This is a genomic window from Haladaptatus sp. QDMS2 (assembly GCF_029338295.1).
GTDB lineage: Archaea > Halobacteriota > Halobacteria > Halobacteriales > Halococcaceae > QDMS2.
Map to the genome: position 1 here is coordinate 2,465,978 of NZ_CP119791.1, position 15,086 is coordinate 2,481,063.

Here is a 15,086-nt window from a genome sequence, read left to right on the forward strand (position 1 = left end):
GAACCCTAGTTTAACAGCATTTTGATTAGGGCGGACCGATTGGGGGCAAAAATTGGAATTCGCGGCCGTATCAGGGTTCGATTCGCGCGAGCGAATCACCCCGACGGAACTCGTCGCCCTCCGCGACGAGCACCTCTGTGAGCGTCCCCGACTGCGGGGCGGGCACGTCGACGCTCACTTTCTCGATTTGAATCTCGCAGATGGTCTTGCCCGCCTCGACGGTCGCGCCCTCGCGGACGAACCAGTTCGAGACGACCGCTTCGTCTACGTCCATCGCGTCGTCCGGCCAGACCGACGCCGAATCGACGAGGATGGCTGCTTCGCTCATTGGGTGTCACGGACGGCGTCTGCGATTTGCTCGACGCTCGGGTTGACGTGCGTTTCGAGCGGGCGAGCGTACGGAATCGGTACGTCTGGAATCGCGAGTCTGCGAACCTCCTCGAGGTCATCGAGAGCGTGCTCTGCGACGCGGGCGATGACCTCACCCGTCACGCCGAACGACCGATAGTCCTCGTCGACGACGATGAGGCGGCCCGTCTTCTTCACCGAATCCACGATCGTCTTGGTGTCGAGTGGGACGAGCGTCCGGAGGTCTACGATTTCCGCGTCGATGCCCTCGTCTTCGAGTTCGCCGGCGGCTTCGAGAGCGCGGTGGACGTGCAGTCCAAGGGTGACGACGGTCGCATCTGCGCCTTCGCGCTTGATGTCGGCCTGCCCGAACGGAATGGTGTAGGGGTCTTCCGGCACGTCGTTCTTGGGCCCCGCGGGCGCTGGCATCCAGCCAAGACCCATGAGTCGTTTGTGGAACATGTATACGACCGGGTCGTCGTCTCGAATCGCGCTGTGCATCAGCCCCTTCGCGTCGTAGGCCGTCGACGGCACGACGACCTTCATGCCGGGCAGGTGGGCGAAGGTTCCGTACAGCGTCTGCGAGTGCTGAGCCGCGTCGGAATACGTCCCGCCGACGGCGGTCATGAGCACCATCGGGACGCTGACCGCCCCGCCGCTCATGTAGGTGTTCTTCGCCATCTGGTTGTAGATCTGATCCATCGCGACCCCGAAGAAATCGACGAACATGAGTTCGGCAATCGGCCGCATGCCGGCCTGGGCCGCGCCGACGGCCGCACCGATGAACGCCGTCTCGCTGATGGGGACGTCCATCACGCGGTCGCGGCCGAACTCGTCTAACAGGCCCGTCGTGGAGCTGAAGATGCCGCCGTAGTCGGCGATGTCCTCGCCCATGAGGAACACCTCTTCGTTCGCTTCCATCTCCTGTTTGATGGCCTCGACCATCGCACGGCTCATCGTCAGTTCTCGTTCTGCTACTTGCTGGCTCATTAGTCGTCACCTCCCTGTGTGGCGGCCTGTTGTACCGCCTGCTCCCACTCCTCCGGTGGGTTGTGGAACACGTCTTCGAGCGACTCGTGTGGCTCCGGTTCCGGTTGCTGTTTCGCCCATTCGATGGCTTCGTCCACGCGTTCGTGGGCGCGCGTTCGAATCTCGTCCAGTTCCGCTTGCTCGACGCCCTCGGATTTGAGGTCCTTCTCTAAGCGTGGGATTGGGTCGAGTTTCTTTACGCGCTCGACCTCGTCGTCGGGCCGGTAGCCCTCTGCGTCGCCCATGAAGTGGCCCATGTGGCGGTGGACCTGCACTTCGAGCAGGGTCGGACCGTTGCCGTTTCGGGCGCGGTCGACCGCCTTCTTCGCCGCCTCGTAGACGGCGATGGCGTCGTTCGAGTCGATGCGCTCGCCGGGCATGCCGTGGCCCTTCGCGCGAATCGACCCGTCTTTGACGTCAGTGACGCGGTCTTTCGGCATGCTGATGGCCCAGTCGTTGTCCTCGATGACGAAGACGACCGGGAGTTGCTGGACCTGTGCGAGGTTCAGCGACTCGAAGAAGCCACCCTGGTCGATGGCCCCCTCGCCGAGGAACGCGACAGCCACCGAGTCGAGGCCGCGCTTTTTGGCGGCCAGGGCCGCGCCGACGGCGGGCGGACAGCCCTGCGCGATAATGCCGCTGCACGCGAAGTTGACCGACGGGTCGAACAGGTGCATGTGGCCACCTTTCCCCTTGCAGAGACCGGTTTTCCGGCCGAAAATCTCCGCGGTCATCTTCTTCAAGTCGACGCCCTTCGCGATGGCGATGTGGTGCGGTCGGTGCGGGCCGGTGACGGTGTCGTCGTCGCGCAGGTGGATGCAGACGCCTGCACCCGAGGCCTCGTGGCCGGCGGCCAGATGCAATTCGCCTGGTATTGGGCCGGCGGAAATATCGAACGCCGGTTGCTTGCCTTCCAGATACTCCTCTTGAAGCCGTTCTTCGTAGTACCTGGCCAATACCATATTTTCGTACATTTCTTGTAATTCGCTAACACTTGGCATGGATTCCCCTCGCACAGGGAACTTGCACCCAAGGTAAATTAAACGTTCACGTCTGTGGAGAGAACTGACTCAGGAGGGTGAGCGTCCAGAAAAATGGGGGTAAGGGGATTGGGGTAGTGGGGATGCGGTACGGTGGGGGATTAGCACATAGACCGGAGGTCCTCGACGAAGTGGTCTCGCTCGATACGAATCCACTCTGTGTTGCCGAGTACGCGGAGTTTGTCGACAGTAAGTTCGACGTACTCGCCGCGGTACGCGACGTCTAGCGTGCTGTTCTCGTACTCCAGGTCCACCGCACGGGGCGTCCCGTCTTGGTTGGCCTGCATCAATCTGTGCTCAGGAGTAGGAGGTACTTAAGGTAGCGAAACCGGCGAATAACGCAAAAAATGATTATATTCCCAAAAGTTGATGCTATGATGAGACATAGCACGATTCCGGCGGTGTCTGTCTGAAATCGACTATTCAATCCCGTAGATAGTCACGCAATCGTAAACGAAGAGACGACCAATCGACCGGCTGTCGTGTCTGCATAGGAACACGATGAGGCGTCGCTTCGCGGCGTTCTACTCTTTGCGCGCGACTTCGTGCCGACCGAATCCGTAGCGAAGGCGGTTCGCAAGGCGACGGGCGAACCGCTCCTCGGTCCGACTCTCGAAGCGTTCTGCGAGCGACTGGTAGATGAGGGGGACGGGAACTTCCTGCTCTAAGGCCTCCTGTACCGTCCACGTGCCCGTCGAACCACCGGCGACGTGGTCTGCGACGTCGCCCAAATCGTTGCCCTCCTCCGCGAACGCTTCCTCACAGAGTTCGAGGAGCCACGAGCGGATGACCGCACCGTTGTTCCACGTGCGGGCGACGGCTTCTAAGTCGAGGTCGTAGCGTCCGTTCGCGAGCAGGTCGAAGCCCTCGCCGTAGGCTTGCATGAGCGCGTACTCGACGCCGTTGTGGACCATCTTCACGTAGTGGCCAGAACCTGCTTCACCCATGCGGTCGTGGCCAGCTGGGCCAGTTGCGACAGCGTCGAAGACCGGCGTCAGCTCGTCGTAGGCCCACTCGGGGCCGCCAATCATGAGCGAGAAGCCGAGTTCCGCGCCCGCGGGGCCGCCCGAGGTCCCGCAGTCGAGGTACGCCGCCGGGCAGTCCTCCGCGCGGCGCGTGGACTCCTTGAAGAACGAATTGCCCCCGTCCACGACGACGTCCGCGTCGGTGAGCGACGGGTTCAGTTCCGCGAGCGTGGCGTCCACGGCGTCGCCCGCCGGAACCATGAGCCAGATGCGCTTTTCTTCGCCGAGTTGCGAGAGGAAGTCGTCGAGGGTGGTGGCCGGCGATGCGCCCGCCTCCGCGGCGGTGGCGACTGCCTCGTCGCTGAGGTCGTAGGCGACGACGTCGTGGCCCGCGTCTACGACGCGATTGACGACGATTTGCCCCATTCTACCGAGTCCGATGACGCCGAGTTGCATACTGCACCCTCCGTGGTCGCAAAGTAAGGGATTGTGGTTCGGCGCGCGGCGCGCTGTGGGGCGGAGACGGGAACCTTTATCAAAATACGGGCAATCTCTCAGGGTATGAGCGTGATGTCGTCGGTAGTATATTGCCGACTGTAAGTCAGTGGGAGCTCTCGACGACACCCGGTCGTCGAGTATACACACCCAGTTACAGTCGACGATATACGCCACTAGCGCGAGTACATCGCGCATGTTTCTTCAGCCGACACAGACCCGTCAGTACCGGGTCAGGCCCTGCTCAACCGAGTGCTTTCAAACTATGACAGAGATGCGAGAGAACTACGACCCCGACACGATCGAGCGAAAATGGCGCGACGCCTGGGAAGACTCCGACGTCTACGCCTACGACGACGACGAAGAACGCCCAGACTACATCATCGACACGCCCCCACCGTACCCCACCGGCGACTTCCACATCGGCAACGCCCTCGGCTGGTGTTACATGGACTTCGCCGCCCGCTACCACCGCCTGAAAGGCGACGACGTGCTGTTCCCGCAGGGCTGGGACTGCCATGGCCTCCCGACCGAGGTCAAAGTCGAGGAGAACCACGGGATTCACCGGACGGATGTCCCCCGCGACGAGTTCCGCCAGATGTGTATCGAGCACACCGAGGCGCAAATCGACGCGATGTACGAGACCATGCAGACACTCGGGTTCAGCCAGGACTGGGACCACGAGTTCCGCACGATGGACCCCGAATACTGGGGTAAGACCCAGCGGTCGTTCGTCGAGATGGCGGACAAGGACCTCGTCTACCGCGACGAACACCCCGTCAACTGGTGTCCGCGCTGTGAGACGGCCATCGCAGACGCCGAAGTCGAGAACATCGACCGTCAAGGGAATCTCTACTACATCACCTTCCCCGGCGTCGACAACGACGAGATAGAGATTGCGACGACCCGTCCGGAATTGCTCGCCGCCTGTGTCGGCATGGCGGTCAATCCGGACGACGAACGCTACGCGGACCGCATCGGCGACACCTTTGAGGTGCCACTGTTCGGACAAGAAGTCACCCTGCTCGCGGACGACGACGTGGACGGCGACTTCGGGACCGGCGCGGTCATGATCTGTACCTTCGGGGACAAACAGGACGTTCGCTGGTGGGCAGAACACGACCTAGACCTGCGGCCGGTGTTCACCGAAGACGGCCACCTGAACGAACTCGCCGGCGAGTTCGAGGGGCTGACCATCGCCGAAGGGAAGGAGGCCGTCGCGGAGAAACTCGACGCAGAAGGCTTCCTCAACGACACCCAGCCGACCGAGCAGTCCGTCGGGGCCTGCTGGCGCTGTGACACCCCAATCGAAATCCTGAGCAAGGAACAGTGGTTCATCCGCGTCGACACGGACGAAATCATGGCGAAGGCCCAGCAAATCGAATGGATTCCAGAGCACATGTACACCCGCCTCGAAGACTGGGCGGAAGGCATGGAGTGGGACTGGGTCATCTCCCGCCAGCGCGTCTTCGCGACGCCGATTCCGGTCTGGTTCTGTGGCGACTGTGACTACGTCCACGTCGCGACGGTCGAGGACCTGCCAGTGGACCCGACCGAGGAAGGCCCGTCCATCGGCGACTGCCCAGAGTGCGGGGGCGACCACTGGCACGGCGAAACCGACGTCATGGACACGTGGATGGACTCCTCCATCTCCGCGATGCACGTCGCAGGCTGGCCGGAAAACGAGTTCTCGCCCGTCCAACTGCGCGAGCAGGGCCACGACATCATCCGGACGTGGGCGTTCTACACCATCCTCCGCACCGCGGCGCTCACCGACGAGATTCCGTGGGAAGAAGCCCTCATCAACGGGATGGTCTTCGGCGAAGACGGCCACAAGATGTCCAAATCGCGCAACAACTTCGTCCAGCCAGAGGAAGTCGTCGCCGAACACTCCGCGGACGCCTTCCGCCAGGCCATCGCCCTCGGCGGCCAGCCCGGCTCCGACATCCAGTTCCAGCGCAAGGAAGTCACGAGCGCGACCCGCTTCCAGACGAAGGTGTGGAACATCACCCGGTTCGCCCTCCAGCACTTAGACGAGGACACGCCGAAGATTCAGGACCCGGCTTACCGCGACGCCGACAAGTGGATTCTCTCGAAACTCGCCCGCACCGCCGACGACGTGGCCGAAGACATGGACGCCTACCGCTTCGACTCGGCGCTCCGCACCGTCCGCGACTTCGTCTGGCACGACCTCGCGGACGACTACCTCGAACTCATCAAGGGCCGCCTCTACGAGGGCCGACCAGGCGAGCGAAACGCCGCCCGCCACGCCCTCTATACCGCACTCAAATCCTCGCTCGTCATGCTCGCGCCGTTCGCGCCGTTCTTCGCGGCAGAAGCCTACAGCCACCTGCCCGGCGACGACGACGGCGTCCACGAGGCCGCGTGGCCGAACCTGAAATTCGAAGACGAGGAGGCAGAAGAACGCGGCAACCTCGTCGCCAACGCCGCCTCCGCCATCCGCGCGTGGAAATCCGAGGAGGGCATGGCGCTCAACGCCGAACTCGACCGCATCGAGGTGTACCCAGACGACAGCATCTCCTTCGACACCTACGACCTCTCGGGCACGGTCAACGCCCCGGTCTACATCGAACAGGGCATCCCCGACGTGGACCTCGTCCCCGTCGGCGTTGACCCCGACCACAGCGTCATCGGGCCGAAATTCCGCGGGAAGGCAGGAGCCGTCATCGGGGCGCTCGAAGCCGCAGACCCCGCCGACCTGAAGAAAGAAAAGCGCAAGGGCCACGTCGACCTCGAAGTCGACGGCGAGACCATCTCACTCGACGCAGACGCCTTCGACATCAAAGAAGAACAGCAGGCCGCGACGGGTGAGGAAGTCGAAGTGCTGGAGATTGACGGGGCGACGCTTCTTCTTTTCCCCAGCCACGCACCTTTTTACTCGTCGGGTGCGCGAAGCGCACCTCTCCGAGTAAAAATCTGCACCAAAAAAGCCGGTCACGAGCGAAGCGAGTGACCGGGTGCAGTGCATGAGAAACTACCGCAGACCGCACCTGTTTTTGCCCCGCCTTCGGTAGAGAGGCCATGGACGAGCGAGTGCGCGAACACGCCCGAACCCTCGTAAACTGGAGTGCGCGAATCGAACGCGGTGATTACGTCGTCGTCAACGTCGGCGAAGACGCCCACGACCTCGGCGTGGCCGTCGCCGAGGAACTCGGAAACGTCGGCGCGACCATGTTCGTGACCTACGGTTCCGGAGAGATGCTCCGGGCCTATCTCAAGAACCACGACGGCGACTTCGAGGACGTCGCCGGGCCGGAACTCGCCGCCTACCAGAACGCAGACAGCGTGCTCTTTCTCGGCGGCGGACGAAACACCACGGAACTGGCCGACGTGAGAAGCGAGGTTCGCCAGGCGTACAACCGCGCGACCAACGAGGCCCGCGAGGCCCGGATGGACACCGACTGGGTCTCGACGGTCCACCCGACGCGCTCACTCGCCCAGCAGGCCGGGATGGCCTTCGCCGAGTACAAGGACTTCGTCTACAACGCCGTCCTCCGCGACTGGGAGTCGCTCGCAGAGGAGATGGCCCAGATGAAGGAGATTCTCGACGAAGGCAGCGAAGTCCGCCTCGTCAAGGAAGACACCGACCTCACCATGAGTATCGAGGGACGCATCGCCGTGAACTCCGGGGCCTCCGTCGCCTACGACTCGCACAACCTGCCCTCCGGCGAGGTGTTCACCGCGCCGTACGACACCGAGGGAACCGTTTACTTCGACGTGCCGATGACGCTCAACGGTAAGCGCGTCCGGGACGTCCACCTCACCTTCGAGGACGGGGAAGTCACCGACTTCAGCGCCGGGCAGAACGAGGCGGTTCTCGAAGAGATTCTGAACACCGACGTAGGCGCACGACGACTCGGCGAACTCGGCATCGGGATGAATCGCGGCATCGACCGCTTCACCGACTCGATTCTCTTCGACGAGAAGATGGGCGACACCGTCCACCTCGCGGTGGGTCGGGCCTACGATTCGAACCTGCCAGAAGGCGAGGAAGGCAACAAGAGCGCCGTCCACGTGGATATGATTACGGACATGAGCGAGGACTCGCGCATCGAGGTCGACGGCGAAGTCGTCCAGCGAAACGGCGTGTTCCGGTGGGAAGACGGCTTCGAGGGCTGAAGGCTACGCCTCGAACACCGCCACCAGTGCGAACGCCGCACCAAGCAAGCCCGTCACGAGAACGACGTAGAGCAGAATGCCCGGCGGTGCGCCGTCGGCGACAATCCAGAAGAAGGCCGCCGCCCCGAGGAAGACGGCGGCGAAACTGAGCAACACCGCCTGGACCAGTCGGTCCGGTTCGTCGCGCTCGGGGCCGTCCTGTTCGACGCCCGCTTCGAGCACCAAGGCGACCTGGTCGGACTGGTCTGCGGGAACCGAGACGAATCGCGGCGAGTTCAGTCGTGCAGCACCCCGTTTGTAGGAGAGATAGCAGAGAACGACGTCCCCAATCTTCACGGTACGAACCCCCGCGAGGGCGTCGAGTTTCGTCGCCGCGCCGTAGCGCAGAACACCGCGTTCGCGGTCGATGGAACCAACGCCCGCGAACAGCGAAATCGCCACGAGCAAGCCGAATTTGAAGATGAGAATCGCGAGAATCGCCCGCGAGTCGGCGCGGATGACGAGTAGATAGCAGGCAGCGAGAAGGACGGCGAGTACCGCAATTTGTCCCCAGTTTTCGATGTCCGAGAACACCGTCTGTTCGAGCGTCGGGCGCTGGGATGCGTCGGTCAGCATCGGCCAGAGGTAAAGCAGCGAGGCTGGGCCGCCAACGAGCGCGAGGATGACGACGAGCACGCCGACTTCCGTGGTCAGCGTGGCGAAGATGGCGGGCAGGGCGTAGGCAAACAGGAGCGCGAACAGGATGGCGAACGCTCCGATAGAGGCGGCGAGCGCGGTGCGAAGGACGCGGACGGTGCGGGCGGAGGTACCGTCTATCGTCCATTCGAGCGGCGGGGGTTCGGACACAGTTCGACGGTTCTTGTCAACCGGGTAAAATTATTCCCACCAGTCGCCCCGGCGGTCGGTGTAGGAGGCGTCGCGGAACGGAGCGGGATACTCGGATTCCGACGAGAACCCGAAGCCGTAGCCGAGCCACCAGCCGACGTGCCAGCCGGTGGCTTCGGTGTCGAGGCCCGTCAGCGTGATCTGGAGGTTGGTGTAGGTTTCGAGTTCGCCGTCGCCGTCGGGGTCCTGCCCGCGGACTGCGCCACACGACCCGGGGTCAGTGCCACAGGGTGAGGCGTCCGTGAACTGAATCACGACGTCGGCTTCGGCCTCGGAGTCGACGCTCACGAACGAGATGTTGGTCGGGACGTATCCCTCTGCGCCCGACGCGTAGTAGTCGAGGGCGTGTTGGACCTGCTCGCGGGTTTCGGCGCGGTCACGGTCCCGGACGGCGCTGTAATCGACGTAGACGCGGAGTTCAGAGCGGTCCCACGGGTTTGGCTTGTCTGTCGCGTTGGTCATCGGGAGCGTGGTCAGGTTCGCGTGACCCGCCATGATGTCCGCTGGTTCGTCGTCGTGGTTCAGCCCCATCGCGTGGCCGAACTCGTGCTGGATGACGAGGACCGTGGACGAATCAGAGAGGCCCGTGAGAACCTGAATTCGCTCGGGTCGGTTTATCTGCCGAGAGTCGGTGATGTAGGGCGCACAGCCGGCGACTTCGCGTTTCTCGCCGCAGGTATCGACTCGTTCGACGAATTCGACGACCACGTCTGCGTCGTTCGCGTTCGGTTCGACGTCGAAGGAGAGGGCGTAGCCGGCGTACTGCTCGCTGTTCGCCTCCCAGTAGTCGAGGGCGTCCCGGAGGAGGGCGGTGTAGTCTCGCGAGTCACCGTCCGGTGCTTCGACGGCGATAGTCAACGTCCCCTCTTGCCACGGATTGGAGCGCGAATCGACGGCTCCCGGCGTCTGGGTCTGTGTCTGCGTCTGGACCGCGTTCGGCGTGCCGTCGGCTGGCGGTTGCGTGGTCTGGACCTGCGTGCTGGTCGTGTCGGCGAACCCCGGGTCGAGGGGAGCCGCACAGCCGGCGAGAACGACGAGGAGCGTCAACAGGAGGGCACGCCCGTTCATTACTGACATATCCGGCAGCGCTAAGTATCACGTTTGTGGTCACCGCAACTGCTCGTCGGTACGAAAGTGGCTGAGGGGAGTAAGCCCCCTTCTGTTCTTCCCGGTATTCGGCTGAGCGTCCGCATCGTTGTCCGGGCTACCTTGGCCGATGGGACTTGCACCGGTGAGGTTTCGCCGTTCCATCCGTTCTCCACCATCGACCCTCGGTGGGTTAGCTCCCCGTCCTTGCGGTTGGGTTCGCGCACCTCATCGGTCCGGTGGAGGGGTCTCGTTTCTGTTCCAGCGCCAGCGGTCTCCCGCTCCAGGCTTGCGCCTGGTCACCTGCCCAGACAGTGGGGGGACTTTCCTCGTTGGCTCGCGCCACGGGAACCGGGCTCCCTCTGCCGGCAGATGGTAGGCCGCGTAGCACAATTAAGGCGTTCGATTGGCCGGGTGGAAATAGCGATTGAGATAGTTCGCGTTCCAGATTGTCTGAATGAAAGCGTTGATTATGCTCGTTCCCGTTACAGGTGGTATGTCCGAGGCCCAGACTGCGCTCTTCTCGTACGACGACGGCCGCCGCTCGGTCGACCTTGCACGCGAGGCGGTGGAACTGTTCGTAAAGAACGGCCAGCGAAAACAGCCGGGAAGCATGCGCGACGCCTTCTACAACCGGGCGGGCGTGTTCGTGCGCCTCCAGTCGGCACAGGGGCGTGGCCGCCTCCGTGGCTGTGCGGGTACCGTCCAGAGCCCCGACCGAGTCGGCCACTCGCTCGTCGAGGCGGCGATTCAGGCGGCGAGCGACGACTCCTGTGGCTCCGAAGTCGAGGCCGCAGAACTCAACGCCATCGCCATCTCGGTCTGCGTCGTCACCGACGTCATCGAGACGAGCGACCCCGCCGCCGACCTCGAAGTCGGCACCCACGGCCTCTTCGTCCAGGACCGCGCCCGCTCGGGGTGGATGTACCCGACCGTCCCGGTCGAAAACGGCTGGAGTGAGTTCGAGTATCTCGACCGTACCTGCCGGAAGGCCGGCCTCTCGCCGACCGCGTGGGAGGACGACGACGTGGACGTCCTGCTCTTTCGCAGTCAGGTGTTCGAAGAGCGCAAGCCGAAAGGCTCCATCAAGGAATTGACGTTCTAGTTCTCGCCGAAGCCGACTTTTTTCGCGTCCGTCGCGGCGCGTTTTGCTGCATCAGAGAGGTCGAACTCCCGAACGAGTTCGCCGTCGCGGATGAGCGGTTCGAGCAGCGGTTTCCCGTCGGTCGGCCCGGGCCGACTCGCGAGGCCAACGTGGTGGCCACCGTCGCGGGTGCGGTACACCTGCTTCTTCCCGGAGAGTTTCCCGCGCTTCGACGCGGGTTCGCCCTCAACTTCGACGATGTCGAGCGCGAAGTCGAGTGGGTTCGCGTTCGAGACGTAGCCGCCGACGCCGAAGCCATCGACGAGGTCCTTCAGTTCGTGGAGGTCCGCAGGCCCGAGGCCGCCTGAGACGAAGATATCGACGTGGTCGTGGCCGCGGATGTCGAGTTCCCAGCGCACCTCTTTGACGATGTGCGCGAAGTCCCCGCGCCGCGAGCGGGTCGTGTCGATGCGCACGCTCTCTAAGTCATCGCCGAGTTCCGCGGCCGCGCGGAGCACCTCTTCGACTTCGTCCGAGTAGGTGTCACAGAGCGCGACGCCCTGCCCGGTCGTCTCGTAGAAAGCGCGCCAGGCGGCCTCCTGTTCGCCCCGGCCATAGCAGATGATGAGCGCGTGAGGCATCGTCCCGCTCGGTTCGCGCCCGAGCAGGTCGCCCGCAGCGACGGAGGAAAAGCCGTCGAACCCGGCGACGAGCGCGGAGCGTTCGACCATCGCGGCAATTGAGGGGTGGACGTGGCGTGCGCCGAAACTGACGACCGGCGTGTCCGGGGCAGCGAGGCGTGCTTCGAGTGCTTTCGTCGCGATGCCCGTCGCGTGCGAGAGGAAGCCGAGCAGCGCCGTCTCGTAGCGAGCGAAGTCGCGGTAATTCCCCGAGATCTGGAGGACGGGTCCTGCGTCGAACAGTTGTCCCTCCGAGAGTGCGTCTACGTCTACTGGAAGGCCTTCGAGAAGGTGGGCGGCGTCTTTGACGCCGGCGAAAAGATTGAACGCGCCCGTCGGGAACTGGTTGGCGGTTACCTCCGCGACGACCGTCGGGTTCAGTCCCGCGTGATCGAGCGTGGTTTCGGTCCGCTCGAAGTAGACATCCGTGGCGCGGCCGTCACGGATGGCTTCTGCGGACACGATATCGAACGAATCGGACATAGTCGGCGCTTACCCGCGAGGGGCGAAAAAGCTACCCGTCTATTCCCGAGAGGTCGGCTTCGGTCGGCGCGTTCACGATTTTCACTCGCGTCCCGTCGAGGGTCACGCGGAAGGCGTCGCCGTAGGGCTGGCTATCAGGAATCCGATAAACGCCCGACGAGCGTTCTGTCGCACCGTTGTTTTCGAGCACCTGGAGGTAGGCATCGTTGAACTCCTGGGCGTCGGTCTCCGTCTCCCACTCGGTCACCCAGACGTAGCCGTACTCGCCGTCGTTGTGGTAGGGGACGACCCTGTCGCCCGCCCACCCGGTCGAGGCGGGGAAAGTGTAGGTGTACGCAGACTGGTCGCCGGCCACGCCGTTCGCCCAGAGCATGGCGTAGATGGACGCCTCGCCGACGGTGTCGTAGTCGGGACGGTTCTCGAAGGTGAACCGCGACCACGCGTTCGAGGAGCGGTCTGGAATCGATATCTCGACGGGCGTATCCTCGGGGTAGTCTTCGGGGTGGATGACCTGTTCTGTGCTCTGTGGGACGGCGTCGTAGGCGTCGTTCACCGCCTCCCAGCCGCCGGATTCGCGCAGCGAGTCGACGAATCGAGGGCCGTCGGCGTAGGGCTGGTAGATGGCCGAGAACACGCCGCGGTTGAAGTCGTCCGGCGACCCGGACTGGTTTCGCTCGGGACGGTCGAGGCAGTCCCACTCGGCCTGACACCGCTGTTCGTAGAGCGATTCGACGTAGTTCGCGTCGCCCTCGATGAGGCCGTCGTAGGCGAGTTCGCCGTCCTGCGTGTCGCGGTTGCCCGAGAGGCCGAAGTGCTGGTCCTGGAGGGCGTGGACGAGTTCGTGCGAGAGCGTCGTGCGGTCGACCATCGGCGTCTCGGAGTCGCTCACGAGCGTGATTTCGCCGCCGCCGTAGTAGCCCTGGACCGCGCTACCGAACACGCCGCCGAAGGCGTCGTCGACGGTGGCCTCTTCGTCTACGAGGAACAGCGCTTCCCAGACCTGCTCGTTCCACCGCTGGTAGGTGTTCTGCTCGATGGTTCCCCCGTTACCACCCCGTTGGGCGCGGTACTCGTCGCGGGTGATGAGATTCACCGGGACGGACTGTTTGAACTCGAGTTGGCGGATGACCTCCACGCGGGCCATCGTCCGCGAAACGACGGCTTCGCGTTCGGTTTCGTTCAGGCCGTCGCTCTCGTCTACGGCGAGCGGGTCGTCGTACCAGTAGCCGTTCTCCCAGCCGATAGTGTCGTCGTCAGGCGCGTCTCTGGGGCCGAAAAAGCCGCCGACACAACCCGAGAGGACGAGGAGGAGCGCGAGGCCCACGACAGCGATTGCCCTACGCATTTAGGCTCCAGCGCCGTCGTACACCGCAGGCAGGTCGCCTTCGGTTGGGGCGTTCACGATGGTGACGGTGTCACCCTCGACGTGAATCCAGAAGGTGTCCGCGTACGGTTCACCCTCGGGGATGACCCACGTGTTTTCACCGGCCTGCTCTGCGCCCCAGTGCTGGAGGAGGCGCTCGTAGCCGGTCACGAACTGGTTTGCGTTCTGCGGGGAGTCCCAGGCGAGTTGCCAGACGTAGGCGGTCTCACCGGCGTCGTTCCAGTAGACGTGCATCCGGTCGCCGTCCCAGCCACGCGTGTAGCGCAGGTCGTAGTTGAACGGGTCAGAGCTGTTGACCCGGCCGTTCTGCTCGTAGTTGATAAACTCCTGGGGTTCGACTACCCGCGAGCGGTTGTACTCGTCGGTGAACGTGTGGGCGAACATCGAGGAGAGTGCGGATTGGCCGAGGCTGGCGTAGGCCGGGCGCTCCTGACCGGGGTACGGTGACTCGGGAACGACGCGCTCCCACTCGCCGGAGTTCGTGTCCTCGAAGGTCACGTCAGTCGGCTGGTCTTCCCCGTACTTCTGCGGGTAGATAATCTGCTCTGAGCTGTTCGGTAAGTCGCTGTAGAGTCCGTTTACGCCGTCCCAGCCCTGCGTGCGGTGAATTTGGCCGACGAAGCCGGGACCGTCGCTGTACGGGAAGAAGTTGAGGAAGTAGATTCCCCAGTGGAAGTCGTCTGGTACCCCGCCACCGCCGCCGGAGTCGGGTGCTTCGAGGCACTCCCATTCGCCGCCACAGCGTTCCATGTAGAGGCGCTGGACGTAGTTTGCCTCACCCTCGATGAGGCCGTTGCGACCGTTGTGGAGTTCGCGGGTCGGACGGGAGATGCGAGAGAGGTTGAAGTGCTGGTCCTGGAGGGCGTGGACGAGTTCGTGAGAGAGCGTCCCCTCAGCGTCGAGCGACGGGGTGTCTGAGTTCGCCACGATGACGATGGCGTCCTCCTTCGGGCTGAAGTAGCCGAGGACGTTCGAACCGCGGTTCGTATTCTGGACATCGAGAGCGTCTCTGTCCTCGCCGACGAAGAACATCGCCTCGAACTTCGTGTTGTCGAATGCGCGGAAGGCGTCGGTGTAGTTCTCGTTCGACTGGTTCTGGTACTCTGCACGGGTGATGATTTCGACGGGAACCGTCTCCTGGAATTCGAGTTCGCGGACGTGCTCGACGCGGGCCATCGCTCGGGCAACGATGGCGTCGAGTTCCGTCTCGTTCAGGCCGTCGTCGGTGTTGACCGACAACTGGGCGTCGTGCCAGTAGCCGTTCTCCCAGCCGAGGACGTCAGATTCGGGGTCGGGCCGCGGCGTGGGAGCGGGCGTCTGCGTGCCGGGAGAATCGGTCGTCGGTGCGGCGGTCGACGGCGTGGAGGGCGTCTCCGTCGTCGTGTCGGTCTGCTCTCCAGTCAGTCCGGCGCTGCACCCAGAGAGAACGAGGAGGAGTGCAACGAGGACGCTGGCCAGTGCTCGCAT

At 63.7% G+C, this 15,086-nt stretch carries 12 protein-coding genes, 1 other RNA gene and 1 pseudogene; 3 read left to right on the forward strand and 11 right to left on the reverse strand.

The genetic code is table 11. The features are described from left to right. Positions 1-70 precede the first annotated feature (70 nt). The 5 genes from P1M51_RS13425 to gnd form a co-directional block, all read right to left on the reverse strand. Complete coding sequence (locus P1M51_RS13425) at positions 71-328, reverse strand: lipoyl domain-containing protein (RefSeq protein ID WP_276245673.1); 258 nt, start codon at positions 326-328, stop codon at positions 71-73. After that, positions 325-1,338, reverse strand: a complete 1,014-nt coding sequence (locus P1M51_RS13430; protein WP_276274598.1) for an alpha-ketoacid dehydrogenase subunit beta — start codon at positions 1,336-1,338, stop codon at positions 325-327. The genes P1M51_RS13425 and P1M51_RS13430 overlap by 4 nt, the downstream gene beginning before the upstream one ends. Then, complete coding sequence (locus tag P1M51_RS13435) at positions 1,338-2,351, reverse strand: thiamine pyrophosphate-dependent dehydrogenase E1 component subunit alpha (RefSeq protein WP_369685315.1); 1,014 nt, start codon at positions 2,349-2,351, stop codon at positions 1,338-1,340. Before P1M51_RS13435 ends, P1M51_RS13430 begins: the two co-directional genes overlap by 1 nt. A 167-nt stretch (positions 2,352-2,518) precedes the next feature. Next, positions 2,519-2,704, reverse strand: a complete 186-nt coding sequence (locus P1M51_RS13440; RefSeq protein WP_276245676.1) for a hypothetical protein — start codon at positions 2,702-2,704, stop codon at positions 2,519-2,521. Positions 2,705-2,941: 237 nt separating this feature from the next. After that, positions 2,942-3,838 (reverse strand): phosphogluconate dehydrogenase (NAD(+)-dependent, decarboxylating), encoded by an 897-nt coding sequence (gene gnd / locus P1M51_RS13445; RefSeq protein WP_276245677.1) that lies wholly within the window; start codon positions 3,836-3,838, stop codon positions 2,942-2,944. Positions 3,839-4,142: 304 nt separating this feature from the next. Here gnd and P1M51_RS13450 point away from each other — a divergent pair. Both P1M51_RS13450 and P1M51_RS13455 read left to right on the forward strand, forming a co-directional pair. Next, positions 4,143-6,755: pseudogene (locus tag P1M51_RS13450) on the forward strand (valine--tRNA ligase); the annotation flags it as partial. Positions 6,756-6,919: 164 nt separating this feature from the next. Continuing rightward, complete coding sequence (locus P1M51_RS13455) at positions 6,920-8,017, forward strand: aminopeptidase (protein ID WP_276274601.1); 1,098 nt, start codon at positions 6,920-6,922, stop codon at positions 8,015-8,017. A 3-nt stretch (positions 8,018-8,020) separates the two neighbouring features. Here P1M51_RS13455 and P1M51_RS13460 read toward each other — a convergent pair whose 3' ends face one another. From P1M51_RS13460 to rnpB, 3 genes are all read right to left on the reverse strand, one after another. Then, positions 8,021-8,863, reverse strand: a complete 843-nt coding sequence (locus P1M51_RS13460) for a hypothetical protein (protein WP_276245680.1) — start codon at positions 8,861-8,863, stop codon at positions 8,021-8,023. A 30-nt stretch (positions 8,864-8,893) separates the two neighbouring features. Beyond that, a complete protein-coding gene (locus tag P1M51_RS13465) occupies positions 8,894-9,970 on the reverse strand; it encodes a matrixin family metalloprotease (protein ID WP_276245681.1) in 1,077 nt (358 codons plus the stop codon). A 68-nt stretch (positions 9,971-10,038) separates the two neighbouring features. Continuing rightward, positions 10,039-10,355: RNase P RNA component (rnpB, locus tag P1M51_RS13470), an RNA gene on the reverse strand. A gap of 129 nt (positions 10,356-10,484) precedes the next feature. On the opposite strand from rnpB, the gene P1M51_RS13475 reads away from it, so the two are divergent. After that, the gene (locus tag P1M51_RS13475) at positions 10,485-11,093 is read left to right on the forward strand and encodes a TIGR00296 family protein (protein WP_276245682.1); all 609 of its coding nucleotides are present in this window, start codon (positions 10,485-10,487) and stop codon (positions 11,091-11,093) included. Here P1M51_RS13475 and P1M51_RS13480 read toward each other — a convergent pair. Genes P1M51_RS13480 through P1M51_RS13490 form a run of 3 tightly spaced genes read right to left on the reverse strand, consistent with a single transcriptional unit; the run spans position 11,090 to position 15,086 of the window. Continuing rightward, positions 11,090-12,235, reverse strand: a complete 1,146-nt coding sequence (locus P1M51_RS13480) for a nicotinate phosphoribosyltransferase (RefSeq protein ID WP_276245683.1) — start codon at positions 12,233-12,235, stop codon at positions 11,090-11,092. The two genes, P1M51_RS13475 and P1M51_RS13480, sit on opposite strands and share 4 nt — an antisense overlap. Before the next feature lie 31 nt (positions 12,236-12,266). Continuing rightward, positions 12,267-13,580, reverse strand: a complete 1,314-nt coding sequence (locus P1M51_RS13485) for an Hvo_1808 family surface protein (protein WP_276245684.1) — start codon at positions 13,578-13,580, stop codon at positions 12,267-12,269. After that, positions 13,581-15,086 carry an Hvo_1808 family surface protein gene (locus P1M51_RS13490; protein ID WP_276245685.1) on the reverse strand — a complete coding sequence of 502 codons (1,506 nt, stop codon included), beginning with the start codon at positions 15,084-15,086 and terminating at the stop codon, positions 13,581-13,583.